Source organism: Pseudomonas sp. GX19020 (assembly GCF_023371075.1).
Taxonomy (GTDB): domain Bacteria; phylum Pseudomonadota; class Alphaproteobacteria; order Rhodobacterales; family Rhodobacteraceae; genus Pseudogemmobacter.
This window is the reverse complement of sequence record NZ_JAMCCR010000008.1, coordinates 34990-60513: the sequence shown is the minus strand read 5'-3', so window position 1 is coordinate 60513 and position 25524 is coordinate 34990. Positions and strand designations below refer to the sequence as shown.

The following is a 25524-nucleotide window of genomic DNA, read 5'->3' as shown; positions in this document are numbered from 1 at the left end:
CCAGGCCGGGCGCCTCGCCAACTCAGCCTTCGCGCCCCGGGTCATAGGCCAGCAGCCGCAGCGCGTTCAGCGTCACCAGCACGGTTGCGCCGGTATCGGCGAGAATGGCGATCCAGAGCCCGGTGATCCCCAGCACCGAGGTCACCAGGAACACCGCCTTCAGCCCCAGGGCCAGGGTGATGTTCTGCCGGATATTCGCCATGGTCGCGCGCGACAGGCGGATCAGCGCCGGAACATCCGAGACCCGGTCGCGCAGGATCGCAGCATCCGCCGTCTCCAGCGCCACATCGGTGCCCGAGCCCATCGCGACACCCACGCCCGCCTGTTTCAGCGCCGGTGCGTCATTGATGCCGTCACCGATCATCATGACGCCGCCTTCCGCCCCCATCTCGCGGATCACCGCAAGCTTGTCTTCGGGCATCATCTGGGCGCGGAACTCCATTCCGAGACCGCCTGCAATCGCGGCAGCGGTGCGGGGATTGTCGCCGGTGAGGATGGTCGCGCCGATCCCCATCGCCTGCAATTGCCGCATCGCATCGGCAGCGTCGCTGCGGGGTTCATCGCGCATGGCGATCAGGCCGAAGGCCCTCGTCTCGTCATGGACCGCAACCACGGTCTTGCCTTCGGATTCGAGCGTGGCGGCGCGGTCGTTCAATGCGGTGTCGATGCCACCACTCGCATGTGCATGGTGGGGGGATGAGACCCAGGCCCGGACCTCGCCCTTCGACATTGTGACCAGCGCCTCGACACCCTTGCCGATGATTGCCCGGGCTTCACGTGCGGGCAGAGCGGTGATGCCCGCAGCTGCAATGCGGTCCAGCACCGCGCGGGCCAGCGGGTGGGACGAGCCGGTCTCGACCGCGCCTGCAACCGCGAGAAGTTCGGCCTCGCTTGCCCCTGGCGCCGCCACCAGATCGGTCACGACAGGCTTGCCATGCGTCAGCGTACCGGTTTTGTCAAAGGCGATGCGGCGCACGGTGGCCGCAGCTTCGATTACCGCACCGCCTTTCAGCAGCAGCCCCTTTTTCGCGCCCGCAGAGAGCGACGAGGCGATAGAGGCCGGCACCGAAATCACCAGCGCGCAGGGGCAGCCGATCAGCAAAAGCGCAAGACCACGATAGATCCAGGTGTCCCAGTCGCCGCCACCCACAAGCGGTGGTATCAGGATCACCAGTGCTGAAAGCCCGACAATGGCCGGCATGTAAAACCGCGAGAAGCGGTCGATGAAGCGCTCGGTGGGCGCGCGCGCCTCTTCCGCGTCTTCGACGAGGCGGATGATGCGGGCGATGGTATTGTCCGAGGCCTCGCGGCTGACGGCGATGCGCAGCACGGCTTCGGTATTGATCGAGCCTGCGAAAACGGCATCTTCAGGGCCTTTGGTGACAGGGACACTCTCGCCGGTGACCGGGCTTTCATCAATGCCGCTGGACCCTTCAAGGATCGTGCCATCCGCCGGGATCCGGTCGCCGGGGCGCACAAAGACCGTCTGCCCGATGGCAAGGTCTGAGACCTGCACCACACGCGTCGTGCCGCCCTCTTCCAGCAATGCGGTTTTCGGCACGAGATTTGCCAGCGCGCGGATGCCGTCACGTGCCTTGTTCGAGGCAACGCCTTCGAGCACCTCGCCCACCGCGAAGAGGAAGACAACCAGCGCCGCCTCTTCCGCCGCGCCGATGAACAGCGCGCCGATGGCGGCAATGGTCATCAGGCTTTCAATCGTGAAGGGCTGACCCATCCGCAACGCTTCGAAAGCGCGTTTCGCGACCGGGGCGACGCCGATCACACAGGCGGCCAGGAAGGCCCAATAGCCATATTCGGCATTGGTCAGCAGCTCGAAAATCCAGGCCAGAGCCAGGAGGATGCCGGTGAAGATCACCAGCCGCCCTTTGCCCGTCGCATACCAGGCTTTGCCGCGATCTGCCGGATCATCATGCGAATGAACATGGCCCGGGGCGCCATGACCGGGATCGTCTTCCGCCTTACCGTGATCCTGATCAGGCCGTGGCGTTGCCGGGCCGCCCTTGCCGGCGCTGATCTCATAGCCAAGCCGGCGTACCACTGCTTCGACCTCTTCGGGGCCGGCGCCACCCTCGCTCAACGTTGCCGAAAGCCGCTCGCTCATCAGCGCAACGCGTACATCGCCGACGCCGGGCAGCTTTTCGACTGCCTTCGTCACCTTCACCGTGCAGGAGGCACAATCCATGCCCCCCACCTGCCATTCACGTCTGTTCGTCTCTTGCATCACCGATCCTCCGGCCACTGCCCGGCGGGACCCGGCAGCGGCCTTTTATCATCGAATCAGTTCTAATCCCTCTAGTCACTAGAGGGGCAAGCGGTTTGTCAGAACATTTTCCCGGCCAGCGGTACCTCATGGCCGGGGCTCAGCAACACAACCTCGCCCGCCTCGTCCGGCACACCCAGCACCAGCACCTCGGAGCGCACCGGCCCGATCTGGCGCGGCGGGAAATTCACCACCGCCAGCACCTGGCGACCGATCAGCTCTTCAATCGTGTAATGCCTGGTGATCTGGGCCGAAGAGCGTTTCACGCCGATCTCGGGCCCGAAATCGATGCGCAGCTTGAAAGCGGGCTTGCGGGCCTCGGGGAAAGGTTCGGCCTCGATGATCCGGCCCACCCGGATATCGACCTTCGCGAAGTCGTCATAGCTGATCTGATCTGTCATTTCCGTGCTCACTTGCCCAATTCCCGGCCGCGGTCTGCCGCTGCTTTCACCGCCCGCCTCAGAAGCGCCGGGAAACCGGTCTCCGTTTCCATCAGCACTGCAAGGGCGGCGGCGGTGGTGCCGCCGGGCGAGGTCACATTGATCCGCAACTGTTCAGCACTGTCTTCCGAGCGATGGGCCAGCTCGCCCGAGCCGGTGACGGTCGCCCGTGCCAGTTTCATCGCGATCTCGGGGGAAAGGCCCTCGGCTTCACCGGCGGCAGCCAGCGCTTCGATCAGATGGAAGACATAGGCCGGGCCAGAGCCGGATACGGCCGTCACCGCATCGATCTGGGCCTCGTTCTCCAGCTCGACCACCTCGCCGACGGCCTGCATCAACAGCCGTGATTGCGCGATCTGCGCAGCAGAGGCATGGGCATTGCCGACAAGGCCCGAAATGCCACGCCCGACCATCGCCGGGGTGTTCGGCATCACCCGGACGATCGGTGTCCTGGCCCCAAGCACCTGTTCCAGCGTGGCAATCGTCGTCCCGGCGGCGATTGAGATGAACAGCGTTTCGCCATTCCCAAGCGCGGTCAGCCCCGGGAGCGCGGCACCCATCATCTGCGGTTTCACGGCAAGAATGGCGATTTCCGCGCGGTCCGGCACGCCTTTATTCAGATGTACCCCGGTTGCTTGCAGCCAGTCCGAGGGATGCGGCTCGATCACCCAGACATTGCTGGCAGGCACGCCGAAATCCAGCCAGCCCCTGAGCAGCGCCGATCCCATTTTGCCGCAACCAAGCAGCAAAAGCCCGTGTTCGATTTTGATATCAGCTGACATGGTCCTGCCTTTCCGCCCGTTCGGGCGGCGAGGTTAGGCGCGGCCGTAAGCCTCTGCAATGGCGACTTTCATCGCATCCGCCGGCGCGCGGCCACCCCAAAGGGTCAGCTGGAAGGCCGGGTAAAAGCGCTCGGCCGCCAGCACCGCCGAGGAAATCAGTTTGTCGATCTGTTCCGGCCCGGCCGTCTGGCCGCCGGCAAGGCAGAGCCCATAGCGCCAGACCATCAGTTTCTGGTCATCCCACCAGGTGAAACCGCCGGTCCAGACCGTGTCATTGCAGCGGTTGATCAGCTCGTAAAGCTCGGCCATGCGGCCCTCGGGGGGCTCCATCTCGAAGGTGCAGATCAGGCGCAATGTCTCGTCCTGGTCGGACCAGGCAAGGGTCAGCGAATAGGTGCGCCACAGGCCTTCGACCGCCATGGCGATCTGATCATCGGTGACGCGGTCGAATTCCCAGGCATTGCTGGCGGCCAGCGTCTCGACGATATCGATGGGATGGATCTCATCCGAGAGCAGATAATCTTCGGAAAGTGACATGCCCGGCCTCATCATGACGCTTCTGCCCTGTGGATAACCACCAGAAGCTGGGGAACCTGCAAGGTTATGCGGATTTATCCACAGCTCCCACCAGATATTGATTTATCCTGATTCGTTCCGCGAATCATGTAAAGCAGTTTGTTGTGGAGGATCCTGTGGAAAACCGGGGTTTCCACAGGTAATTGCGATTCTTGCGGGGCAGGCCGCAATCCGGGTCAGCGTTTCGGCCAAGATCCCGGTCTGGCCCAGCGGCATGGATGAAAGGGGCCGTCGCTGCTGCCCGGAGAATAATAAAGCAAGCCGGCATCCACGCAGTCGGCGCCCATATGCTTTACGAATATGGGACGGAAGATGGCTCTGAACTCTTCAAAGACCTCTGCCTGCCTTTCCGGATCGTAACCGTCGGCGATCAGCAGCCAGTCGATGAAGTCTTCGGCTGTGACCGGACCGGTTTCCGGAAGAAAATCGGTAAAATGCACGAAGACCCCGGTATGGCCAGAGCCGCAGAAACCGTATTTGGCACAGACTTCGCGTGCCAGCCGGTCAAAACCTGTCATTTTCATGGGAGATAGCCGCTGAGGCGCGGCCTGTTGTTACAACGTACTTATCATGGCCTCCGCCCGGGGCGGTGTAAATGGAAAAGGTACCCGCAGGCAGAAAGTGACCCCCGTACAGATTGCACGGGGGCCAGGTCATCGGGTGGTGCCGGAGGGGCAGGGGATGACCCATCGGCAAAGGGGGGACAGGACCTCCCGAAGCGACTCCGATCCTGCCAGCGCCTCGATTCAGGCTTATGACAATGGGGCTGTCCGGGCCTGTGCCCGACAGCCTGCCGCGATCACCTGCCGCGCGAGCCGATCATGCCGACAATCTCTTTCGTTTTTGCAAGGATCGGGCTGGCAATGGCATCGGCGCGGGCAGCGCCTTCGCCAAGGATGCGGTCGATCTCGGCCGGGTCCTGCATATAGCGGTTCATTGCCTCGGTGATCGGCGAAAGCTTTGCCACCGCCAGATCGGCGAGACGCGGCTTGAAGGTGCCGAATTGCGCGCCGGCGAACTCCCGGATCACCGATTCGGCGCTGATCCCGGCCAGGGCCGCGTAGATATTCACGAGGTTCTTTGCCTCGGGGCGGTCCTTCAGCCCCTCCACGGTCTCGGGCAGCGGGTTCGGATCGGTGGTGGCCTTGCGGATCTTCTTCGCGATCGTATCGGCATCATCGGTGAGATTGATCCGACTGGCATCTGACGGGTCGGATTTCGACATTTTCTTCGTGCCGTCGCGCAGGGACATCACGCGGGTCGCGGTGCCCTCAATCAGCGGCTCGGTGATCGGGAAGAAATTGACACCGTAATCATGGTTGAACTTGGCCGCGATGTCGCGGGTCAGTTCGAGATGCTGTTTCTGATCTTCGCCCACCGGCACGCCGGTCGTGTGATAAAGCAGGATATCCGCCGCCATCAGGGAGGGATAGGCCAGCAGGCCCAGCGAGGAATTCTCGGCATTCTTGCCGGCTGTTTTGTCCTTGAACTGGGTCATCCGGTACATCCAGCCGATGCGGGCGACGCAGTTGAAGATCCAGGCCAGCTCGGCATGTCCCGTCACCTGGCTCTGGTTGAAGATGATCGAGCGCGCCGGGTCGATGCCGCTGGCCAGATAGGCCGCCGTGATCTCGCGCGTCTGGTGGCGCAGTTTTTCGGGGTCCTGCCAGACGGTGATCGCATGCAGATCGACGACGCAATAGATCGTCTCGATCCCCTCATCCTGCTTTTCGGCAAAGCGCTTCAGCGCGCCGAGGTAATTCCCCAGCGTCATCCCGCCCGAGGGCTGGATGCCGGAAAAGATCCGCGGCGTGAAACCTGGATTGGAGCCGCCCTGACCCTGGATGTCTTGCGAGGACATGATGCTCTCCGTCTGGAAAAACTGACCTGCACGGCGTAAGGCTTCGCAGGAGGGGCGTCAACATCGCGCCCGAAGGGGATGCGTGCCGCATGTATGATACCGATCCGAATGCCAGCCCGATCAACCAGCTGCCCTGGGTTGTCTGGGCATTGGCGTTGCCGATGATTGCGGCCGAGATCGTACTGGGTCTCGCCGAGGCCGGGGTGATCGGAGGGCCGGGCGGCATTGGCTGGCGCCAGAGCGCCCTGATGGATTACGCGGTGGCGCGCAATGTCGTTGAGTATTTCTGGGCCAACCGGGTCTGGGACGAATTGGCTCTGCGCTTTGTCGCCTTCCCCTTCGTGCATCAGACCACGACCAGCGCGCTGTTTGCGGTGGTCCTGTTGCTGGCGCTTGGCAAGATGGTCGGTGAGGTTTTCCGCTGGTGGGCTGTCCTCGGCGTGTTTTACGGGGCAAGCTGGGCCGGGGCCTTCGCCTTTATCGCCCTGGTGCCCTATGACAATTACCCGCTGATCGGCGCCTATTCCGGGGTTTACGGGCTGATCGGCGCCTTTACCTTCCTTTTATGGGTGCAGCTGATCGGGACCGGCTCGAATGGCTATCGCGCCTTCACGCTGATCGGGATGCTTCTGTTTGTGCAGCTTCTGTTCGGCGTGCTGTTCGGCGGCGGCTTTGAATGGATCGCCGAAGTGGCCGGTTTCGCCGCCGGTTTTGCGCTGTCCTTCCTTGTCAGTCCCGGCGGCTGGGGGCGGGTTCGCGCGCGGCTGCGCAACCGCTGAGCGTGCATGGTGCGGCCCGGGCATTCTGGCTGCGCGCGGCGGTCGGTTGCGCCTGTGGCGGAGATGGGTGACAGAGGGGCGCATCACAAGCGCCGCAGGAAAGACCCATGATCGGACCAAAAACCGGAGCCGCCATCTGCACCATTCTCTGGGGCTTTACCTATATGCTGGCCGGGCGCTGGCTGCCGCCGCATCCGGAAATGGCCGGTGCAGTGCGGGCGGTGGGCGGTGCGGGCTTTCTGTTTCTTCTGAGCCGCGAACTGCCCCTGCCGGGCTGGTGGGGTCGGATGATCGTCCTCGGCACGCTGAATGTCGGGTTTTTCTTCGGGCTGTTTTTCATCGGCGCGATGCGGCTCCAGGGCGGTGTCGCGGCGGTGTTTCAGGCGCTTGGGCCCGTGCTCGTGCTGCTGATGGCCTGGGGGATCCTGCACCGAAGACCGACGGGGCTGCAATTCTTCGCGGTGCTTCTGGGTCTTTTGGGCGTGGCGATGGTGGTACTCAAGGACGGAGCTGCGATTGACGGGATCGGCGTCGCCGCGATGCTGGGCTGTGTGCTGTCGATCTCGCTCGGGGGCGTGCTGCTCAGCCGCTGGGGCAGCCCGGGGATCAGCATCACCTCTTTCACCGCCTGGCAACTTCTGATCGGCGGTATCGAGCTGACGCTGGTCGCGCTTCTGATCGGCGATTTCCAGGGGCCGCTGACCGGGCTGAACATCGTGGCCTTTGTGATCCTTGCCATCGTGCTGACCGGGATCCCGTTCCTGTTGTGGTTCCGGGGGATCGAGGCCGTGGGGGCGGTCGCGATCATGCCGCTGATCCTGCTGACGCCGGTGACGGCGCTGGTGCTGGATGCGGCTCTGTTGCAGATCATGCCCTCGGCGCTGCAAATCGCCGGGGTTGTGGTGGTGATCGCATCACTTCTGATCAATCAGCGCGCCATGGTGGCGCGCTGAGGTTCACGCCCGCTTTCCGCGCCTGAGCGAGGATTTAAGATCGGCGAGGTTCATGGCACCGGTAAGCGTCGCGGCGAGGAAGTAACTCACCATTCCCGCCAGAACCAGGGCCAGAAGCAAAGGCGTCCGGGTGCCTTTTTCGGTCACGGCATCGCCCATGACCCAGACCAGCCCAAGCAGCACCGCGCCCATCAGCAGCGAAGACAGGATGATCCGGGGCAGCCGCTGGCGGAACCGGTCATCCATCGTGGCCGAGATCCCCATGCTGCGCGAGCCAAGCCAGAGCTGAACCACCATGATCCAGGCCGAAACTGTGGTCGCGATCGCCGCCGCGAGAAAGCCGATCAGGGGCATCAGCGCGACGGCAACAACCAGGTTCACTACCATCGCGACCACCGCATAATTGAACGGGCGCCGCGTGTCATGGCGGGCGTAAAACTGCGGTTGCAAGACTTTATGCAGCACGAAGGCCGGCAGGCCCGCGCCGTAGATCGCCAATGCCAGGGCGGTATTGTCGGCGGCATGGGCGCTATAGGCGCCACGCTCGAAAATCACGCCGATGATGGGCCGCGCGATCACGATCAGCGCGACCGCTGCCGGCAGGGTCAGCAAAAGCGCAAATTCCGCCCCGCGCGAAAAGCTGAACCGCGCGCCTTCGGCATCCGAGGCGCGCAGCCGCCGCGCCAGTTCCGGCAGCAGGACCACGCCAATCGCGATCCCCACCACCCCCAGCGGCAGCTGATAAAGCCGGTCGGCATTGTAAAGCCAGGTCATGGCGCCATCGGTATAGCTCGCCACCCGGCGGCCCACGACGAGATTGACCTGGACCACGCCCCCAGCAAGTGCTGCCGGCGCGGCGATGATGGCAAGGCGTTTCAGCTCGGGCGTCCATTTCGGCAGCTGGAAGGGCAGCGAAAACCCGAGCCGCTTCAGCGCGAACCAGACGGCCACAAGCTGCAACACGCCCGAGATCGAGATCGCCCAGGCCAGCGTGATGCCCATGTCCCAGTCGAACCGGCGCGCAAAGATCATGCCGGCGATCATCGTCAGCGACAAAAGCGCGGTGACCGCCGAGGTCGCAAGGAAGCGCCCCATCGAGTTTAGCACCCCTGACAAGAGGGCGGTCAGCGAGATGAAGAGGATATAGGGGAACGCGATCCGGCCATAGGTGATCGCCAGATCAAAGCGGGTATCCACCTCGAAGCCGGCTGCGAGGATCCAGACCAGCACCGGCATGGCCACGATACAGACCGCCGAAAAGACCGCGAGAAAGGCCGCCATTGTCCAGAACGCATCGCGGGCAAAGCCATTGGCATCCTCGCCTGCTTCAAGCTTTTTGGCATACATTGGCACGAATGCCATGTTGAAGGCGCCCTCGGCAAAGAGCCTGCGGAACATATTTGGCAGGGATTGCGCCGCGACCAGCGCCTGGCTGACGGGCCCGTCGCCAAGATAGGCCGCCATGAACATATCTCGCACGAGGCCCGCGACGCGTGAAATCAGCGTCCAGAAGCCTACGGTGAGGAACCCCGCCACCAGCCGGATCGGTTTCATTTCGGGATCTGCTCCTCGCGCCTGCGATCTGTTTCGTTCAGCCCTGGGCCTGCGCCCGTTCCGCACCATCGCTTATCGCCTGGCGCAGCTTTTTTTCCAGCGCTTCCTGGCGCCGTTTTTCGTGCAGTTTCAGCCCGAACGTGTCTTTCACATAGAATGTGTCGACCACCTGGGCACCGTAAGTCGCGATCACCGCGGAAACGATCGAGATGTTGTTATTCGCCAGCGTCCGGGTCAGGTCATAAAGCAGACCCGGGCGGTCGCGGGTATCGACCTCGATGATCGTGTAGATATCCGAGCCTTCGTTATCGATGGTGATATGGGTCGGGAAGCGGAATTCCCGCTCGCGCCGTTTCACCTTGTCGCGATCTTTCAGGGCCTCGCGCGCCACAACCTGACCACGCAGCGTCTTTTCGATCATGCCGCGCAGCCGGGGCAGGCGGGAAATCTCATAAGGGTGGCCCTCGGCATCCTGAACCCAGAACACCGCCGTGGCATAGCCGTCTTTTGACGTATAGGTGCGGGCATCGACCACATTCGCGCCCACCAGCGCCAGTGCGCCCGCGAGCCGCGAGAAAATGCCGGGGTGATCGGCCAGTGCGAAACAGGCGCGGGTGGCATCACGCGAGAGATCCGGCTCCAGGTCGATGCGGATCTCGTCATCGCCGATCCCGAGCAGGAGCCGCGCGAAAACGGCCTGGGTCAAAGTTTCCAGCCCCTGCCAGTATTGCGGATAATGGCGCTGCGTCTCGGCACGCAGGTCTTTGGCGTCCCAGTCGGGCAGGGCCTCGCGCAGGGCCCGCCTTGCCTCATCGGCACGGTTCTCGCGATTGACGGTTTCCAGCCCCGCCTCCAGCGCCTCGGCGGTGACCTGGTGGAGCTGACGCAGCAGCATCGCTTTCCAGTTGTTCCAGGTGTTCGGCCCGACACCCCGGATATCGCAGACCGTCAGCACCGTCAGCAGGTCAAGGCGTTTGCGGGTCTTTACCGCTTTGGCAAAATCCCTGACCGTGCGCGGATCGCCGATATCGCGTTTCTGCGCCATATCGGACATCAGAAGATGCCAGCGCACCAGCCATTCGACCGTCTCGCATTCTTCATCACTCAGCCCGAGGCGCGGCGTCACCCGCCGGGCGATCTGGGCGCCGAGGATCGAATGATCCTCGGGCCGGCCCTTGCCGATATCATGCAGCAAAAGCGCGACATAAAGCACCTTGCGGCTCACGCCGGTCTTGAGGATTTCCGACGACAAGGGCAGTTCTTCGATCAGCTCTTCGCGCTCGATCTGCGCCAGTGTCGAGATGCATTGGATCGTGTGTTCATCCACCGTGTAGGAATGGTAGACGTTGAACTGCATCATCGCGACGATGGGTTCGAATTCAGGGATGAATGCGGCCAGTACGCCCAGCTCGTTCATCCGCCTCAGGCTGCGTTCCGGGTTGCCATGTTTCAGCAACAGATCGAGGAAGATCCGCGCCGCTTCCGGGTCTTCGCGCATCTCGTCATCGATCAGTGCGAGGTTCGCGGTGACCAGGCGCATGACATTCGGATGCAGCAGATAGCCGGTCCGCAGCCCTTCCTCAAAAACCCGCAACAGATTCAGTTTGTCTTTCAGGAACTCTGCAGGGTTCACCACGTCGATCCGGCCCTGAACCAGGCGATAGCCCGGACGGACGCGTTTGGTCAGCTTGAACAGCCCCATCAGCGAGGCTTCGCGCTTGGCATGCCGTGCCTCGAGCCCGGTCAGGAAGATGCGGGTCAGCTCGCCGACGCGGGTGGCGTGGCGGAAGTAATCCTGCATGAAGATCTCGACCGCGCGCCGGCCACGGGCATCCTTATAGCCCATGCGCAAAGCCACCTCGGGCTGGAGATCGAAGGTCAGCTGATCGGTCGGACGGCCGGTGATGTAATGCAGATGGCTGCGCACCACCCAGAGGAAATCCTCAGCGGCGCGGAAGGTCTCATATTCCTCGCGGGTGAAGAGACCGGCATTCACCAGGCCCGCCGCTTTCGGCACCCTGTGCAGATATTTGCCGATCCAATACAGCGTCTGGAGGTCGCGCAGCCCCCCCTTGCCCTCTTTGACATTGGGTTCCAGCACATAGCGCTGGCCGCCCTGGCGGCGGTGGCGCTCTGCCCGCTCCGCGAGTTTTGCCTCGATGAATTCAGGGCCGGTTTTGCGGAAAACCTCATTCCAGAGCTTTTCGGCCAGTTCCCCGGCCAGCGCCTTGTCACCAGTGATAAAGCGTTTCTCGAGCATCGCGGTGCGGATCGTGATGTCTTCGCGCGCAAGGCGGAGGCAATCGCGGATGGTCCGGACCGCATGGCCCACCTTCAGCTTCAGATCCCAGAGCATGTAAAGCATTGATTCAACCACGCATTCCGCCCATGGCGTGGTTTTCATCGGGGTCAGGAACAGAAGGTCGATATCGGAATGCGGCGCCATCTCGGCGCGGCCGTAACCGCCGACCGCGAGGATCGCGAGCCGTTCGGCATCGGTCGGGAGCGCCACCGGATGCAGCTTTTGCGCGATGGTGAAGGCGATGATCACCAGCTGATCCGTCAGCCAGGCCTGGGCCGAGATCAGCGGCCTTGCCTCGGCCGGATGGTCGCGGAATGCCTCGGCCAGGGCGGCATTGGCGCGGGTTTTTGCCGCAGCCAGATGCGCGACCGCAACGGCGCGCAAGGCCTTTCCGTCAAGCCCGGGCGCAAGATCGGCAAGGATCGCTGCCGTCACGGCCTCTGTGTCGATGATCGCGTCTTCGGGCAGCAAAAGCGGGACGGCAGCCGGAACAAATCCGGCTGCCTTGTCGTCCGGTTCAGGGCCGGTTCCGGAGGCGCCCTGTCCTGCCCGCTTGCGCGGGGCGGGATCAGAGCCCGGCGCCGGAGAAGCTGCGGGGCGCAGGGTCAATCACGACCACCTGATTGTTGCGGATTTCGGCGACGGCGAGGCCGCGTTCATTGGTGCCATTGCTGCGCAGCCGGAAGATGCCGGAGACGCCTACGAAACCGGCATTCTGCGTCAGCGAGCCTGCGGACAGGTCGTTGCCCTGCCGCGCAAGCGCGCCGATGGCAGCGATCCCGTCATAGGCGAGACCGGCAATCGGATGCGGCGCCGCGCCGTAAGAGGCCTGGTAGCGATTTTGGAACTGTGCATAAAGATTGGGGTCGGGCAGGGTGAACCAGCCGCCCTGGACGCCCGGCAGGCCCAGCGTCTGTGCAGGCACATCCCAACGGGTCAGACCAAGGAATTTCGCGGCATTGCGGTCAAGCCCATTGTCCAGCAACAGCTGGCTCAAAAGCGGCAGTGCGCCCGCGGTATCCGCAGTCAGGAATACGGCCGATGCCCCGGTGTCACGCACGGTGGAAACGATGCCCGGTGCAGCAGCCGACACGCCTTGCTGGCTGAAATCATATCCGGAGACACCTACGACAGTGCCGCCTGCGGCCGAGACACCACGCTGGATGGCGCGTTTGCCGGCCTCGCCCGCGCTGTTCTTTTCATGCACGATCATGATGCGGTTGCGGCCCTGTCTGACCGCATAAGACGCCATGCGGCGGGCCGCATTGTCGAAGGTCGGGCCCAGCACAAAGACATTGCCGCCGGCGATATCGACATTGTTCGAGAAGGCGAGAACATTGATGCCCTTGCCGGCCATGGCGACGCCTGCGGCATTGGCCTCCTGCGCGAAAACCGGGCCAAGGATGATCTCGGCGCCTTCGGCCACGGCCTGGATTGCAGCCGCCGAGGCCTGGGACGGGTTGCCGCCGGTCTGATAGATGCGAAGGTCGATTTTAACGCCCGAGAGATCGGCTGCGGCAAGGCGCGCGGCATTGGTCAGGCTGTTGGCCAGGACCTGATCACTGGCCTGGCCCGACCCGCCCGGCACCAGCAATGCAATCTGTACCGGCTTTGAACGGTCGGATTTGCCGGGCGTGCCGCCGCCGCCGTCTTGCGGAACGCAGGCGGCGGCAAAGAGCGCGAAGAAGACAAAAAGGAACCGGCCCAGGGACTTGCGGGCCATCGGGAATGCGGACAACATCAGGTCTCCTCACGCGGGAACCGCCCTGAACAAGGGCGCGACGACAGCGCGAAGGTTAGTTGTTTCCGGGATCGAAGTAAACGCGCGCAGAGGGATGAGATGGTGGGAAGTTCGGAAAATTCTCCCCGCTGGCGGGCCTCCGCCGGTCGGGTTGAGCCTGGTCTGCATATGGTCGCCACGCCGATCGGGGCGGCGCGCGACATCACGCTGCGGGCACTGGATATCCTGGCCGGGGCCGATGTGCTGGCAGCCGAGGACACCAGGACGCTCCGGCATCTGATGGAGATTCACGGCATCGCGCTGGAGGGGCGGCCGCTGATCGCGGTGCATGACCATAACGAGAAAGGCATCGCGTCGCGGATCACCGGTCTGCTCGCCGAGGGGAAATCGGTGGCCTATGCCTCGGAAGCGGGGACACCGCTGATTTCTGATCCGGGCTTTGGCCTTGCGCGGGCGGCAGTGGAGGCGGGCGCAAAGGTGCTGGCCGCCCCCGGAGCCTCGGCGCTGCTGGCCGCTCTGGCGGTGGCAGGTTTGCCGACCGACCGTTTCCTTTTTGCGGGCTTTCCGCCGGCCGCCGCAGGGGAAAGGCAGCGGTTTCTCACCGGGGCCACGCGGGGTGACGCGACCCTGGTGCTGTACGAATCGCCCCGCCGAATCCGCAAGACACTTGCGGAACTGATCGCGATCTGCGGGCCGGACCGGCCGGTCGCCGTATGCCGCGAACTGACCAAAAGGCACGAAGAAATCCTGCGTGGATCGCTGGCCGAAGTGCTGGCACAGCTTGGAGACCAGGATCCGAAGGGCGAGATCGTGCTGGTTGTTGATCGCGGCCCGCCCGAACAGGCCGGGCCGGAAACCATCGCTGTCGCTCTGGATCATGCCCTTGCAACGATGCGCGTTAAGGAAGCAGCAGCATTTGTCGCGCAAACTCTGAATGTGCCGCGCCGTGAGGTCTATCAGATGGCCCTTGCGCGCAGTCAGAAACCGCAATGACGCAGGACCTGCCATGCCCCTTGATTTCGTTCAGAATGATCCTGTCGCGTCCGCCAGGGCGAGACGCGGGTTGCGCAGCCATCTGACCGGCCTCGCGGCCGAAGAGGCGGTTGCCCGCAAATATCAGGCGCAGGGCTATAAGATCCTCGCAAGGCGCTGGCGCGGGGCGGCTGGCGAGGTCGACATTATTGCCGGCAAAGGCGATGATCTCGCGATTGTCGAAGTCAAAAGCGCGCGCAATCATGATATCGCAGCCGGGTATTTCGGGCGCGCGCAGCAGATCCGGCTTGGTGCCTGCGCCGAGGAATATCTCCGGGAAATCCATCTGAGCGCCCGCGATCCTATGACAATCGTGGATATGCGATTCGATCTGGCATTGGTTGATGGCTTGGGGCGCGTCGACATCGCCGAGGCCGCCTTTTTTCTCTGATCCAAAGCGCGGCAAAGGGCACAGACGGGTTTGCATCGGCTGCGTCCTTGCGGCATCAAAGGGGCAGAACAGCCGGAGCATGTTATGGCACTCAAGGTCGCCTTTCAGATGGACCCGATCGGGTCGGTCAATATCGACGCCGATTCCACTTTCCGCATCGCGCTGGAGGCCCAGATCCGTGGGCACAGGCTGTTTTTCTATACTCCCGACCGGCTGGCTTTTGTCGAGGGGCGGGTCCTCGCACGTGGCCAATGGATCGAACTGCGCCGTGAACAGGGCAATCACGTCAGTTTCGGCGCAGAAACCGAGGTCGATCTTGCAGATTTCGATGTTGTCTGGCTGCGCCAGGACCCGCCTTTCGACATGGGCTATATCACCACAACCCATCTGCTCGACCTGATCCAGCCGAAAACGCTGGTGGTCAATGACCCGTTCTGGGTCCGGAACTTCCCGGAAAAGCTGCTCGTGCTGCGGTTCCCCGACCTCACCCCTCCAACGGCCATCGCCCGCGATCTTGAAACGATTCGCGCCTTCAAAGCCCGACATGGCGACATCATTCTCAAACCGCTTTACGGCAATGGCGGCGCCGGCGTTTTCCGGCTGGATGAGAATGACCGCAACCTTTCGTCGCTTTACGAGCTGTTCACCTCGATGTCGCGTGAACCGATGATCGTCCAGAAGTTCCTTCCCGCCGTGGCCAGGGGCGACAAGCGGGTTATTCTGGTTGATGGTGAACCTGTCGGTGCGATCAACCGGGTGCCGCAGGCGGGAGAGACGCGTTCTAATATGCATGTGGGCGGGCGACCCGAGAAGATCGGGCTCAGCGACCGCGATCTGGAGATCTGCCGCCGCATCGGCCCAACGCTGCGCGAACATGGCCAGATCTTCGTCGGTATTGACGTGATCGGAGACTGGCTGACCGAGATCAACGTGACCTCGCCCACCGGCATCCAGGAGCTGGAGCGGTTTGACGGCACCAATGCCGCCGAGAAAATCTGGCAGGTGATCGAAGCGAAGCGCGCCGGCTGACCCTATCCAAGGGCGCCGGGCGAAAGCCGGTAAGAGGCGGCTTCGGCTATATGGTTGCGGCGCAGCGCGTCACTGCCCTCGAGATCCGCGATTGACCGGGCGACCCGCAACAGCCGGTGATAGCCACGCGCGGACAATCCCATGCGGTCGGCCAGCACACCGATCAGCGCACGGCCCCCGGCATCGGGGCTGGCGAATCTCTCCAGTGATTCGCCGGAGAGATCGGCATTGGTCTGCCCCTCTGCCCCGAGCCGTTCCGCCTGAACATCGCGCGCGGCCTGCACCCGGGCTGCGACCACGGCCGAGCTTTCGCCATTCGCCGGCAGGTCAAGATCCGTGAAAGCGACCGGCGGCATTTCGATTCGCAGGTCTATCCGGTCCATCAGCGGGCCAGAGATCCGCCCCAGGTATTCCGCACCGCAGACCGGCACCCGGGCGCAGGCGCGGGAAGGGTCGGTCAGATAGCCACAGCGGCAGGGATTGGCGGCAGCAACCAGCTGGAAACGGCTGGGATAGCGGATATGCGCATTTGCGCGCGCGACAGTCACTTCGCCGGTCTCGATCGGTTGGCGGAGCACTTCCAGCACCTGGCGCGAAAATTCAGGCAATTCATCAAGAAACAGGACACCATTATGCGCAAGACTGATCTCGCCTGGTTTCGCGCCACGCCCGCCGCCTGACATTGCCGCCATCGATGCGGTGTGATGCGGCGTGCGAAACGGGCGGCTGCGCGAAATCCCACCGCCGGTCAGCAGCCCCGCGAGGGAATGAATCATCGAGGTTTCCAGTGCCTCGGCCGGGCTCATCCCGGGCAAAAGCCCGGGGAGGCGCGCGGCGAGCATGCTTTTCCCCGATCCTGGCGTGCCGGTCATCATGAGGTGGTGGCGCCCGGCGGCCGCAATTTCAAGCGCGCGCTTGGCGCGTTCCTGGCCTTTGACCTCACGCAGGTCAGGCGCGGCGGTGCAAGGCCGGATCTCTCCCGGGCGCGGTGGCGTCAGCACCGCCTGACCGGTGAAATGTCGTACCACCTCGGCCAGTGACACAGCGGCGATGACCTCGGTCGCGCCAACCCAGGCCGCTTCCGCACCGGAGGCACTGGGGCAGAGCAGGGCGCATTCCTCTTCGGCAGCGGCGAGCGCCGCAGGCAGGGCGCCGGCGACCGGCAGCAGGCGGCCATCCAGCGACAGCTCTCCCAGGGCGAGGACCCTCGCGACCTCATCGCGGGGCAGGATGTCGATCGCCGCCAGCAGTGCCAGCGCAATCGGCAGGTCGAAATGGCTGCCCTCTTTCGGCAGATCCGCCGGCGCGAGGTTGATGGTGATGCGCCGGTTCGGCAGCGCGATGGACAAAGATTGCAGCGCGCTGCGCACCCTTTCACGGGATTCGCTCACCGCCTTGTCGGCCATACCGACAAGCGTGAAGGCCGCAGCCCCGCCCTGGACCGCGCATTGCACCTCGACCAGCCGCGCCTCAACCCCTTCAAAAGCCACGCTATAGGCGCTGGCGATCATGCGCGCTTCCCCTTGCCCGAAGAGGGTCAGCTTGCGCGAAGACTGGTTAGCGAAGGGTTAACGACATCACGTTCCGAAACGGCGCGGACCTGTCACGCCGCAACACCCCGGAGCAGCGGTACGAATGCGGGCCAGGCTTCTGGATCGGCCGCGGTCTTGTCGCGACAAAACGCATTGCAAAACCCGAGCCGGCGCCCGGCCAGTTCCAGAACATGCGTCACTGGCTTGCCGGAATAGGGGCAGGCCACGTTCTCGGCTTCGGTTCCCGTGACGGCCTTCGCGGGCAGCGGAACCGGGCCGGGCCAGTCGCGGCGCGGCCAGTCGCGGCGGTAAACCGTCTGATCGGGGCCATCCACCAGCCCCATTGCGCGCCAGCGCCGGAATGAGGGATGCGCGAGATGCGCGTTCACATAAGCGCTGGCCGCCGCACCGACCGGCAGGTTGTAGCCTGCGATCCGGGCCGCAACCGGCGCGAAAAACACATCTGCTGCCGAATAGTCGCCGCAAAGCCAGGGTCCGCGCCCGCCGCAAACCCGGCGCGCGTGATCCCAGATCACGTCAAGGCGGGCGAGGTCTTTCAGAACTGCCTCGGGTGGCTGCGAATCCTGATAAGACACCCTCAGGTTCATCGGGCAATAATTGCGCAGCGCTTCGAAACCGGCATGCATTTCGGAGGCCAGCATCCGCGCCGTGGCGCGGTGCGCGGGATCTGTCGGCCAGTGACCGGCCTCAGGGTGGCGGCTGGCCAGCTCCTCGGCGATGGCGAGGCTTTCCGAGACCACTGTGCCTTCGGGCATCCGTGCGGTCGGCGCGGTGCGCGAGGGTGCATAACTGGCAAGCAGGCGCGGCAATTCGTCTGAATAGAGCCGGGCCGTGTGCACCCGCACCGGAATTCGAAATGCATCAAACAGCAGCCAGCCACGCAGTGACCAGCTGGAATAGGCGCGGTCGCCGATCACCAGATCGTAAGTCATCCCTGTCTCCTTTGGCGCGCAGCCTGGGGTGGCGGCACCGGGAAGGGAAATGCTGTTTTGTGTGCGGATCCATCACGGAATGTGATTGATGCGATGCAGCTGGCCCGGGCGGAAACCGATCGAGGTCACCGAGAGGTTGTCGATTTTATGCGACAGTACCTCAGCCGTGGTGAGACCGGCTGCCAGCTGCACCGCTGCAAGGATCGCGCCGAAATGGGCGACGATGATCAGCTCATCGGCCTGTTCGGCCAAGCGGTTCAGCGCGGTTCCGATCCGGGCGGTCAGGTCGTCCCAGCTTTCTCCGCCCGGCGCGCGTGGGGTACCAGCCTGGTCCCAGAAGGCGCGGATCAGGATAGGGTCGGAGACTTCGGCCTCGGCATAGGTTTTCATCTCCCAGGCGCCGAAATTGATCTCGCGCAGGCCCGGATCATGGGCCAGGCGCAAGCGGGGCGCGAGACAGTCGGCGGTGCAGATCGCGCGCGACAGATCCGAGGACACCACCGGGACATCCGGCAGATAAGCGTTCAGCCGCGCGATCTGCGCATGATCCGACAGATCGGCGGGAATATCGGTCCAGCCCACCATCGCTTTCGCATGGGTCGGGCCGTGGCGCACCAGCCAGAAGCGGCTCATGGCGCCATCTCCGGGAGCGTGCCTTTCAGAGCCAGCGGCAGGCCGCACATCACCGCGACGACCAGCCCGGCCTGCTGCGCCAGGCGCTGGTTCAGCCGCCCCTGTTCGTCGCGAAACCGCCTGGACAGCGCGTCGCCGGGAACAATGCCCTGACCGACCTCATTCGTGACCATGATCACCGGACCGCGTGCGGCGGCCAGTGCGATCAGGAGCACCTCGGTCTCATTGCCAATGTCATTTTCCGCCAGCAGATGATTGGTCAGCCAGAGCGTGGCGCAGTCAAACAGCGTCACACTGCCCCCGGGCGCGGCGGCGACGGCAGGGGCGGCGTCGAACGGGGTCTCGAAGGTCTCCCAATCCGGACCACGGTCTTCGCGGTGCTGGCGGATACGCTCGGCCATCTCGGTGTCAAAGGCCTGGGCGGTGGCGATATAGCGCCGCTTCAGCCCCGACCCGAAGGCAAGGCGTTCGGCACAGGCGGATTTTCCGGAACGGGCGCCGCCGGTGATCAGGGTGAAGGGAGGGAGCAGGGTCATGGCGCGACTATAGCGCGGGCGCGGCGATGTGCCAGCGGCGTGACGATTGAGTTCCCGCCGCATGCAACCTAAGTTCCCTTTCGCAATGGAGGGCCAGTAATGCTTGCCGGTAAACGCATTCTTCTGATCGTGGGTGGCGGCATCGCGGCCTATAAGGCGCTGGAGCTGGTGCGGCTGCTGCGCAAGGCGGGTGCGTCGGTGACCCCGGTCCTGACAAAAGCCGGGGCGGAATTCGTAACCCCTCTGTCGCTGTCGGCGCTGGCGGGGGAACGGCATTACCAGGAGCTGTTCGATCTGATGGATGAGGCCGAGATGGGCCATATCCAGCTGTCGCGGGCGGCGGATCTGCTGGTCGTCGTGCCCGCGACCGCTGATCTTATGGCGAAGATGGCGACCGGCCGGGCGGATGACCTGGCCTCGACCCTGCTTCTGGCGACCGACAAACGGGTCATGATCGCGCCGGCGATGAATGTGCGGATGTGGCACCACCCGGCGACGCAGCGCAATCTCGCGACGTTGCAAGAGGATGGTGTGTTGGTGGTTGGCCCGGATCAGGGCGAGATGGCCTGTGGCGAGTTCGGCGCCGGGCGACTGGCAGAACCCGCGCAGATCCTTGCGGCGATTGAGGCCGCTTTCGGGCCAAAGCCCTTGCGTGGCAAACATGTGCTGGTGACCTCCGGCCCGACGCATGAGCCGATTGACCCGGTGCGCTATATTGCGAACCGTTCTTCCGGCGCACAGGGCACGGCGATCGCGGGCGCGCTGCGGGATCTGGGGGCGAGGGTGACCTTTGTCACCGGCCCGGCAAGCGTGCCGCCGCCGCAGGGGGTGGATGTGGTCGCGGTCGAGACGGCGGCAGAGATGGCGCGCGCGGTGAAGGCTGCGCTTCCGGCGGATGCGGCGGTGATGGCGGCGGCGGTGGCCGATTGGCGCGTGGACAATCAGGGCGCGCAGAAGATCAAGAAGGATGGTACCGGGAACCTGCCCGCGCTGCAATTTGCCGAGAATGAAGATATTCTGGCGGGCGTGTCCAAGGGCAGCCCGCGCCCGCGCCTGGTGGTCGGTTTCGCGGCCGAGACCACCGATGTGGTGCAACACGCGACGGCGAAACGGCTCAGGAAAGGCTGCGACTGGATCGTCGCGAATGATGTCTCGCCCGCCACCGGGATCATGGGCGGGACGGAAAACGCCGTAGTGCTGATCACGGATCAGGGCGCCGAGACCTGGCCCCGGATGCTCAAAGAGCAGGTCGCGCGGCAGCTTGCAGAGCGCATTGCCGCCTCACTGACATAGGCTCCGGACTCACTGACCCTGACAGCCCGAAGACGAGGGGGGCGGCGAGACGGATAGCTCAATGGAAGATGATGGGCATGTGTCGTGCCTGGGGAGAGGCGCCTCCGGTCCTTGACCTTGCGATTATGACCCCGATGCGGTTTCGGCGTTTGTTGTGGCGCCTGTGGTATCGGACTGTGTTCTTGCGGGGTTTTCCTGCCCGGGCAGCTGGCTCTTATGCCCTTGCCCTTCAACGCATCTCTGAACCTTGACGCCGAGGAGCGCGCAAACGGCTTCTGGCCCAAATCCTTGCGCATCAGAAGCCCGTATCACCCCGGCCAGGGCGCGGGGTGAACGCCTGTCGGAGACCGCCGGTTTTCTCCGCCCTGTCCCACGAATTGGCCCTGGTCGCGGCGCGTCAGGGGGCGAGCCTGAAATCCTTCGCAAATGCGCTCTCTCAGAGCCACCAGAGCCGGACCTCTGCAGCAGCCTGAAAAAGACAGATGCTAGACCTCCTTGCGCCCGCCCTCTTTCCGGCGGCGGTTCAACTCCATCACCAGGGCTGTGACGATCGTCAGCGCGATCAGGATCAGGGCAAGGGCGTTGACGGCTGGCGTCAGCCCGGTGCGGACCTTGGTCGCGATATAGACGGTCAGCGGCGTGTCGGTGCCACGGACAAACAGCGTGGTATTGTAGTTCTCGAAGGATTGCAGGAAGGCGATGAACGCCGCCGCAATCAGTGCCGGCTTCAGGAACGGCAGCAGAACCCGGCGGAAGATCATCCATTTCGACGCGCCGAGGCCAAGCGCGGCCTCTTCCTGGGTGCGGTCGAACCGCTGCAGCCGCGCCACCACCATCAGCATGACATAGGCGGTGATGAATGTCGCCTGGGCCAGCACGATCAGGAAGGTGCCGCCGCCAATCCCGGCCTGGCGCCACAGGATCAGTGTGGCGATCCCGATGGCGACGCCGGGCGTCAGCAGGGGCGATACCATGATCGCGTAGAAAATCCCCCTTGCGCGCGCGTCGAGGCTCGTGAGGAACAAGGCGGCTGCTGTGCCGACCGGCAAAGCGAAAGCAACCACGGCAAGGCCGATCCCGAGGGAGAGCCAGAGCGCCTTCCACATGGCCCTGTCGTTCCACAACTCCTGGAACCAGCCCAGCGTGGTGCCAAGCCAGGGCGTGACCGTCGGGAATTTCGAGGTGTTGAAGGTTGCCGCCGACATGATGATCAGCGGCAGGAAGAGATAGGCCAGAAACAGCGTCAGATAGGCGATGAACAGCAGTTTCGGCAAAGCGCGCGACAGCCGGTCAAGGGCCGTGACGGGGCGGGCGGGGGAGGGGCTTGCCATGGTCATTTCGCAACATCCGCCAGATTGACGCGGAAGATCTTCAGCGTGACCATCACCACCGCCATACACAGGACCAGCAGCACCAGCGCATAGGCCGCGCCGCGGTTCCAGTTTCCGCCTTCAAAGAACCAGTTATAGATGATCTCGGTGAACCAGCGCGAGCCGGGCGATCCGAGCAGCGCAGGTGCCACATAGGACCCGGCCGCCAGCATGAAGGTAAAGACGCAGCCGGTCGCGATCCCGGCTTTGGCATGCGGGATCACGATACGCCAGTGGATCCGCCAGGTCGAGGCGCCGAGGTTTTTGGCGGCCTCAAGCTGTGCCGTCTCCAGCGTCGAGATCGAGTTGTAGATCGGGAAGAGCATGAAGAGGATATAGGCGTAAACCATCCCGGCCAGCACGCCGAAATCGCCCTGCCAGCGCACCGGCGCGTCGATCAACCCGATCGACAGCAGGAAAGCGTTCAGCGGCCCGTTGAAGGAAAGGATGATGAACCAGGCCAGCGTCCGGAGCACCTCATTGATCCAGAAGGGAATGATCAGCGCGATCAGCATGGCGCGTGCGCCGCGGATGGTCGCGACCTTCGCCATCCAGAAGGCCAGCGGATAGGTGATCGCCAGCGTCGCAATCATGACGAGGCCCGAGCCCCAGACGGTTTTCAGAAAGATCGCGCGATGGACCTTGTCGCCAAACAGCGCGGTGTAATTGTCGACCGTATAAACATCCTTCGGCCCGCCGATGTCATTGGGGAACAGCATCGGTTTCAGCGAGAAATTCAGCATCATCAGATTGGGCGCCAGCACCATCCCGATGATCCAGAGCGCGACCAGGGCGATGAAAAACCCGCCCAGGCCCGGCCCGAACCGTTTGATCATCTCATTCATGCGGCGCCCGCCTTTTCCGAAAGGATCAGCGCTTCGTCGGGCCGGAAGCTCAGCCAGACCTGTTCGCCCGCTTGCGGTGCCTCGCCAAGCTGGCGGTTCGGGACGGTGGCCAGCAATTCCTGACCATGTTCCGAGACGGCGCGCAGCATGGCGCTTGCCCCTTCATATTCCAGCGAAACGGCGCGCGCGCTCAGGCTGTTCGGCAGCGCGATGCGGCTCACCGCCATGGCTTCGGGACGGATGAAGATGCTGGCCTTCTCGCCATCTTCCAGACCCGCGCCGGCGCGGCCGGTGAAACGGCCTTCGGCGGTGGTAAGGGTGGCAAGGCCACCCTCAAGCCCGCGCACCGTGCCGATGATACCATTGGTTTCGCCCACAAACCGCGCGGTGAAGGGGGTCGCGGGATTGGCGTAAAGCTCTTGCGGGGTTGCAATCTGTTGCAACACGCCCGCATTCATGACCGCCACACGGTCAGACATGGCCAGCGCTTCGGACTGGTCATGGGTGATGTAGATGAAGGTGACGCCGGTGCGTTTCTGCAAGGCGCGCAGTTCCGCCCGCATATGCTGGCGAAGTTTCAGATCCAGCGCGGAAAGCGGCTCGTCCAGCAGCAGGACCTGCGGCTCTACCGCCAGCGCGCGGGCGATGGCGACCCGCTGGCGCTGACCGCCGGAAAGCTCATGCACCATGCGCGTCCCATAACCCGGGAGCGCGATCAGTTCGAGCAGTTCTTCGGCGCGCTTGCGGCGCTGCGCTTTTGGAACGCCGCGCGCCTCGAGCCCGAAGGCGATGTTTTCCCAGACCGGCATCAACGGGAACAAAGCGAGCGACTGGAAAATCATCGCGGTCGGGCGCCGGTCCGCCGGAATGCCGGCCATATCCTTGTCGCCGATCAGCACGCGGCCCGCGGTTGGCTCGGTAAAGCCCGCGATCAGGCGCAACAGTGTCGTCTTGCCGCATCCCGAAGGGCCCAGGATCGAAAAGAATTCGCCCCCCGCAATATGGGCAGAGAAGTGGTGAACCGCCTTCACATCGCCAAAAGCCTGTTCAACGTCGATCAGTTCGACCGAATGCGACATGCGGGTTCTCTCACCAGTTGCTTAATGGAAAGGCTGCGGCGCGATGATGCGCGCCGCAGCGGGTCTTGAGGTCGACAGATCAGGCCGAAAGGAACTTGTCCTGGTATTCGTTGCGCAGGGCAACAAACCAGTTTTCCTGCACCGGCCACCACCACAGCTTCTCCAGCGCATCGCCCGGATAGGCGCCGGTGAAGAAGGTGCGCGAGGCTTCCGACAGATGGGCCTCGGCGCCGACGGCGGTCGAGTTGATCGAGGTGTGATTGGCATAAAGCGCGCCGGCCTCGGGCGTCAGCATGAAGTTCAGGAAGGCATAGGCCTGATCGACATTCTGCGCGCCGGTCGGGATCGAGATCCCTTCCATCCAGGCAAGGGCACCTTCTTTCGGGGCGATGAAGCCAACCGGCAGGCCTTCCTTCGCAAGAGTTGCCGCCGAGCTGTCCCAGGTCTGGCCGATCTTGGCGCCATTGGTGCGGAACGCGCCCTGGGCCTCGTTCTCATTCGACCAGAACTGGATGATATTTCCCTTGCGGGCAATCGCTTCGGCCAGCACGACGTCGTAATTGGCCTTCATGATGGCTTCGTCTTTGAAGCTGTCGAGGAAGGGATGCGGCAGTTTGCCTTCCGATTCCATCCACAGCGCCAGGCCGACAAGGCCGGAATGGCCGCGCACGGTGGCCTTGCCAGCCGATTCCGGCTTCCAGATATCGCCGTAGGATGCGGTGCCATATTCCAGCGGGTTGTCGTTCTTGTCGAAGGCCAGCGCTTCGGTGCCCCAGTCGGTCGGAACCTGGTAGCGCTTGCCGTCAACCACGGCGCCCAGCACTTCCGAGGATTTCGCAGCCGAAGGAAGGCACTTGTCCCATTCGACTTTCGAATCGTCGATCTCTTTCAGGAGGCCGAATTCGACATAGTTCGGCACGCGGTCGACCGCCGGCCAGATGATGTCATAGCCGGTGCCATTCGAGGCGCGCATCTGGTTCAGAAGTTCGTCATTGGTGCCATAGGGCGTATAGGTCGCTTTGATGCCGGTGGCCTTTTCAAAGGCGGCCAGCAGGTCGTCGGAAATATAGCCGGCCCAGGCAAAGACATTGACCGAGCCCGACGAGCCCTGCGCCAATGCGCCACGCGACACGAGGGGGGCGGCGAGCGAGGCGACAGCGGCGCCCCGGACAAATGAACGGCGGTTGATGAGGGTCACTGTTATGATCTCCGCTTTACCTGCCCTGGCCGGGATTGGCCGGGGCCGGATTGAATGTCTGACGCCGCCTGCCTAGAGCCGGTATGTATCGGGGACATAACCACGATGTAACGGATGTGTAACAGGTTTTGTCTGAATCACCTTAACCGGTGCTTGTTGGTCTGCCTAGCTGTCAGGCCCAGGTTCTTAGGATGGGTGCCTGTATCGGGGCAGGGCCACAGTGCAGACCCGATTCGGCAGATTTCCGAGTGTTTCGCTTTTTGCCAACCACCCAAGTAAAATAGTCAACTATTTGAATCCATTCGCTTTTTTCTTGACGGATGCGATTTTCCGGTTTAGAATGATTCTCAACGACAGCAAGCCA

The 25524-nt window shown here is 63.5% G+C and carries 23 protein-coding genes and 1 pseudogene; 6 read left to right on the top strand and 18 right to left on the bottom strand.

The annotated features are described in order from the left end of the window. Nucleotides 1-22: 22 nt before the first annotated feature. The 6 genes from M3484_RS13785 to trpS form a co-directional block, all read right to left on the bottom strand. A complete protein-coding gene (locus tag M3484_RS13785; RefSeq protein ID WP_249497320.1) occupies nucleotides 23-2242 on the bottom strand; it encodes a heavy metal translocating P-type ATPase in 2220 nt (739 codons plus the stop codon). A 98-nt stretch (nucleotides 2243-2340) separates the two neighbouring features. Further along, nucleotides 2341-2682, bottom strand: a complete 342-nt coding sequence (locus M3484_RS13780; RefSeq protein ID WP_249497319.1) for a tRNA-binding protein — start codon at nucleotides 2680-2682, stop codon at nucleotides 2341-2343. Between the two features lie 8 nt (nucleotides 2683-2690). Continuing rightward, entirely contained in the window at nucleotides 2691-3503 is an 813-nt protein-coding gene (gene proC, locus M3484_RS13775; RefSeq protein ID WP_249497318.1) for a pyrroline-5-carboxylate reductase, read from the bottom strand. Between the two features lie 33 nt (nucleotides 3504-3536). Then, nucleotides 3537-4040: a type III secretion system chaperone family protein gene (locus M3484_RS13770; RefSeq protein WP_249497317.1), complete on the bottom strand. Its 504-nt coding sequence runs from the start codon at nucleotides 4038-4040 to the stop codon at nucleotides 3537-3539. 215 nt (nucleotides 4041-4255) lie between these two features. Continuing rightward, a complete protein-coding gene (locus M3484_RS13765) occupies nucleotides 4256-4597 on the bottom strand; it encodes a hypothetical protein (protein ID WP_249497316.1) in 342 nt (113 codons plus the stop codon). 281 nt (nucleotides 4598-4878) lie between these two features. Then, nucleotides 4879-5940: a tryptophan--tRNA ligase gene (trpS, locus tag M3484_RS13760; protein ID WP_249497315.1), complete on the bottom strand. Its 1062-nt coding sequence runs from the start codon at nucleotides 5938-5940 to the stop codon at nucleotides 4879-4881. A gap of 89 nt (nucleotides 5941-6029) precedes the next feature. On the opposite strand from trpS, the gene M3484_RS13755 reads away from it, so the two are divergent. Together M3484_RS13755 and M3484_RS13750 are read left to right on the top strand one after the other, a co-directional pair. Further along, nucleotides 6030-6719, top strand: a complete 690-nt coding sequence (locus tag M3484_RS13755; protein ID WP_249497314.1) for a rhomboid family intramembrane serine protease — start codon at nucleotides 6030-6032, stop codon at nucleotides 6717-6719. A 107-nt stretch (nucleotides 6720-6826) separates the two neighbouring features. Next, complete coding sequence (locus M3484_RS13750; RefSeq protein WP_092899734.1) at nucleotides 6827-7672, top strand: EamA family transporter; 846 nt, start codon at nucleotides 6827-6829, stop codon at nucleotides 7670-7672. A gap of 3 nt (nucleotides 7673-7675) precedes the next feature. Here the strand turns inward: M3484_RS13750 and murJ are convergent, their stop codons facing one another. From murJ to M3484_RS13735, 3 genes are read right to left on the bottom strand one after another with little or no spacing between them, the layout of a single operon-like run. Continuing rightward, nucleotides 7676-9226: a murein biosynthesis integral membrane protein MurJ gene (murJ, locus tag M3484_RS13745; protein WP_249497313.1), complete on the bottom strand. Its 1551-nt coding sequence runs from the start codon at nucleotides 9224-9226 to the stop codon at nucleotides 7676-7678. A 37-nt stretch (nucleotides 9227-9263) separates the two neighbouring features. Further along, on the bottom strand, nucleotides 9264-12137 hold the full coding sequence (locus M3484_RS13740; protein ID WP_249497312.1) for a [protein-PII] uridylyltransferase: 2874 nt from the start codon (nucleotides 12135-12137) through the stop codon (nucleotides 9264-9266). Then, nucleotides 12097-13269: a penicillin-binding protein activator gene (locus M3484_RS13735; protein WP_249497311.1), complete on the bottom strand. Its 1173-nt coding sequence runs from the start codon at nucleotides 13267-13269 to the stop codon at nucleotides 12097-12099. The genes M3484_RS13740 and M3484_RS13735 overlap by 41 nt, the downstream gene beginning before the upstream one ends. A gap of 99 nt (nucleotides 13270-13368) precedes the next feature. Between M3484_RS13735 and rsmI the strand changes: the two genes are divergently transcribed. From rsmI to gshB, 3 genes are all read left to right on the top strand, one after another. Continuing rightward, nucleotides 13369-14262: a 16S rRNA (cytidine(1402)-2'-O)-methyltransferase gene (rsmI, locus tag M3484_RS13730; protein WP_249497310.1), complete on the top strand. Its 894-nt coding sequence runs from the start codon at nucleotides 13369-13371 to the stop codon at nucleotides 14260-14262. A gap of 13 nt (nucleotides 14263-14275) precedes the next feature. Further along, a complete protein-coding gene (locus M3484_RS13725) occupies nucleotides 14276-14692 on the top strand; it encodes a YraN family protein (RefSeq protein ID WP_249497309.1) in 417 nt (138 codons plus the stop codon). Between the two features lie 84 nt (nucleotides 14693-14776). Further along, a complete protein-coding gene (gene gshB / locus M3484_RS13720) occupies nucleotides 14777-15721 on the top strand; it encodes a glutathione synthase (RefSeq protein WP_249497308.1) in 945 nt (314 codons plus the stop codon). A gap of 2 nt (nucleotides 15722-15723) precedes the next feature. Here the strand turns inward: gshB and M3484_RS13715 are convergent, their stop codons facing one another. The 4 genes from M3484_RS13715 to cobU all read right to left on the bottom strand — a co-directional run bounded on the left by M3484_RS13715 (nucleotide 15724) and on the right by cobU (nucleotide 19375). Further along, nucleotides 15724-17232, bottom strand: a complete 1509-nt coding sequence (locus tag M3484_RS13715) for a YifB family Mg chelatase-like AAA ATPase (RefSeq protein ID WP_249497307.1) — start codon at nucleotides 17230-17232, stop codon at nucleotides 15724-15726. 92 nt (nucleotides 17233-17324) lie between these two features. Next, nucleotides 17325-18206 (bottom strand): glutathione S-transferase, encoded by an 882-nt coding sequence (locus tag M3484_RS13710; RefSeq protein ID WP_249497306.1) that lies wholly within the window; start codon nucleotides 18204-18206, stop codon nucleotides 17325-17327. Nucleotides 18207-18278: 72 nt separating this feature from the next. Further along, nucleotides 18279-18839 (bottom strand): histidine phosphatase family protein, encoded by a 561-nt coding sequence (locus tag M3484_RS13705; RefSeq protein WP_092899716.1) that lies wholly within the window; start codon nucleotides 18837-18839, stop codon nucleotides 18279-18281. Further along, nucleotides 18836-19375, bottom strand: a complete 540-nt coding sequence (cobU, locus tag M3484_RS13700) for a bifunctional adenosylcobinamide kinase/adenosylcobinamide-phosphate guanylyltransferase (RefSeq protein ID WP_249497305.1) — start codon at nucleotides 19373-19375, stop codon at nucleotides 18836-18838. Before cobU ends, M3484_RS13705 begins: the two co-directional genes overlap by 4 nt. 99 nt (nucleotides 19376-19474) lie before the next feature. Here cobU and coaBC point away from each other — a divergent pair, with 99 nt between their 5' ends. Continuing rightward, a complete protein-coding gene (gene coaBC, locus M3484_RS13695; RefSeq protein ID WP_249497304.1) occupies nucleotides 19475-20668 on the top strand; it encodes a bifunctional phosphopantothenoylcysteine decarboxylase/phosphopantothenate--cysteine ligase CoaBC in 1194 nt (397 codons plus the stop codon). Nucleotides 20669-21153: 485 nt separating this feature from the next. On the opposite strand, the gene M3484_RS13690 is transcribed toward coaBC, so the two are convergent. From M3484_RS13690 to M3484_RS13675, 5 genes and pseudogenes are all read right to left on the bottom strand, one after another. Beyond that, the gene (locus M3484_RS13690; protein ID WP_249497303.1) at nucleotides 21154-22005 is read right to left on the bottom strand and encodes an ABC transporter permease; all 852 of its coding nucleotides are present in this window, start codon (nucleotides 22003-22005) and stop codon (nucleotides 21154-21156) included. Next, a complete protein-coding gene (locus M3484_RS13685; protein ID WP_092899712.1) occupies nucleotides 22002-22883 on the bottom strand; it encodes an ABC transporter permease in 882 nt (293 codons plus the stop codon). Before M3484_RS13685 ends, M3484_RS13690 begins: the two co-directional genes overlap by 4 nt. Next, a complete protein-coding gene (locus M3484_RS24015; protein ID WP_502942466.1) occupies nucleotides 22880-23341 on the bottom strand; it encodes a TOBE domain-containing protein in 462 nt (153 codons plus the stop codon). The genes M3484_RS13685 and M3484_RS24015 overlap by 4 nt, the downstream gene beginning before the upstream one ends. Before the next feature lie 113 nt (nucleotides 23342-23454). Further along, nucleotides 23455-23962, bottom strand: a pseudogene (locus M3484_RS24010) (ABC transporter ATP-binding protein); the annotation flags it as partial. 79 nt (nucleotides 23963-24041) lie between these two features. Next, nucleotides 24042-25160: an extracellular solute-binding protein gene (locus M3484_RS13675; RefSeq protein WP_092899708.1), complete on the bottom strand. Its 1119-nt coding sequence runs from the start codon at nucleotides 25158-25160 to the stop codon at nucleotides 24042-24044. Nucleotides 25161-25524 lie beyond the last annotated feature (364 nt).

What these genes read in the sequence shown, in the direction of transcription:
- coaBC (WP_249497304.1), top strand. Translation starts at nt 19,475, where the DNA reads ATGCTTGCCGGTAAACGCATTCTTCTGATCGTGGGTGGCGGCATCGCG.
- M3484_RS13750 (WP_092899734.1), top strand. Translation starts at nt 6,827, where the DNA reads ATGATCGGACCAAAAACCGGAGCCGCCATCTGCACCATTCTCTGGGGC.
- M3484_RS13765 (WP_249497316.1), bottom strand. Translation starts at nt 4,597, where the DNA reads ATGACAGGTTTTGACCGGCTGGCACGCGAAGTCTGTGCCAAATACGGT.
- M3484_RS13690 (WP_249497303.1), bottom strand. Translation starts at nt 22,005, where the DNA reads ATGACCATGGCAAGCCCCTCCCCCGCCCGCCCCGTCACGGCCCTTGAC.
- M3484_RS13725 (WP_249497309.1), top strand. Translation starts at nt 14,276, where the DNA reads ATGCCCCTTGATTTCGTTCAGAATGATCCTGTCGCGTCCGCCAGGGCG.
- M3484_RS13715 (WP_249497307.1), bottom strand. Translation starts at nt 17,232, where the DNA reads ATGATCGCCAGCGCCTATAGCGTGGCTTTTGAAGGGGTTGAGGCGCGG.
- M3484_RS13755 (WP_249497314.1), top strand. Translation starts at nt 6,030, where the DNA reads ATGTATGATACCGATCCGAATGCCAGCCCGATCAACCAGCTGCCCTGG.
- rsmI (WP_249497310.1), top strand. Translation starts at nt 13,369, where the DNA reads ATGGTGGGAAGTTCGGAAAATTCTCCCCGCTGGCGGGCCTCCGCCGGT.
- proC (WP_249497318.1), bottom strand. Translation starts at nt 3,503, where the DNA reads ATGTCAGCTGATATCAAAATCGAACACGGGCTTTTGCTGCTTGGTTGC.
- M3484_RS13685 (WP_092899712.1), bottom strand. Translation starts at nt 22,883, where the DNA reads ATGAATGAGATGATCAAACGGTTCGGGCCGGGCCTGGGCGGGTTTTTC.
- M3484_RS13705 (WP_092899716.1), bottom strand. Translation starts at nt 18,839, where the DNA reads ATGAGCCGCTTCTGGCTGGTGCGCCACGGCCCGACCCATGCGAAAGCG.
- M3484_RS13735 (WP_249497311.1), bottom strand. Translation starts at nt 13,269, where the DNA reads ATGTTGTCCGCATTCCCGATGGCCCGCAAGTCCCTGGGCCGGTTCCTT.
- M3484_RS24015 (WP_502942466.1), bottom strand. Translation starts at nt 23,341, where the DNA reads ATGAATGCGGGCGTGTTGCAACAGATTGCAACCCCGCAAGAGCTTTAC.
- gshB (WP_249497308.1), top strand. Translation starts at nt 14,777, where the DNA reads ATGGCACTCAAGGTCGCCTTTCAGATGGACCCGATCGGGTCGGTCAAT.
- M3484_RS13785 (WP_249497320.1), bottom strand. Translation starts at nt 2,242, where the DNA reads ATGCAAGAGACGAACAGACGTGAATGGCAGGTGGGGGGCATGGATTGT.
- trpS (WP_249497315.1), bottom strand. Translation starts at nt 5,940, where the DNA reads ATGTCCTCGCAAGACATCCAGGGTCAGGGCGGCTCCAATCCAGGTTTC.
- M3484_RS13780 (WP_249497319.1), bottom strand. Translation starts at nt 2,682, where the DNA reads ATGACAGATCAGATCAGCTATGACGACTTCGCGAAGGTCGATATCCGG.
- M3484_RS13710 (WP_249497306.1), bottom strand. Translation starts at nt 18,206, where the DNA reads ATGACTTACGATCTGGTGATCGGCGACCGCGCCTATTCCAGCTGGTCA.
- cobU (WP_249497305.1), bottom strand. Translation starts at nt 19,375, where the DNA reads ATGACCCTGCTCCCTCCCTTCACCCTGATCACCGGCGGCGCCCGTTCC.
- murJ (WP_249497313.1), bottom strand. Translation starts at nt 9,226, where the DNA reads ATGAAACCGATCCGGCTGGTGGCGGGGTTCCTCACCGTAGGCTTCTGG.
- M3484_RS13770 (WP_249497317.1), bottom strand. Translation starts at nt 4,040, where the DNA reads ATGTCACTTTCCGAAGATTATCTGCTCTCGGATGAGATCCATCCCATC.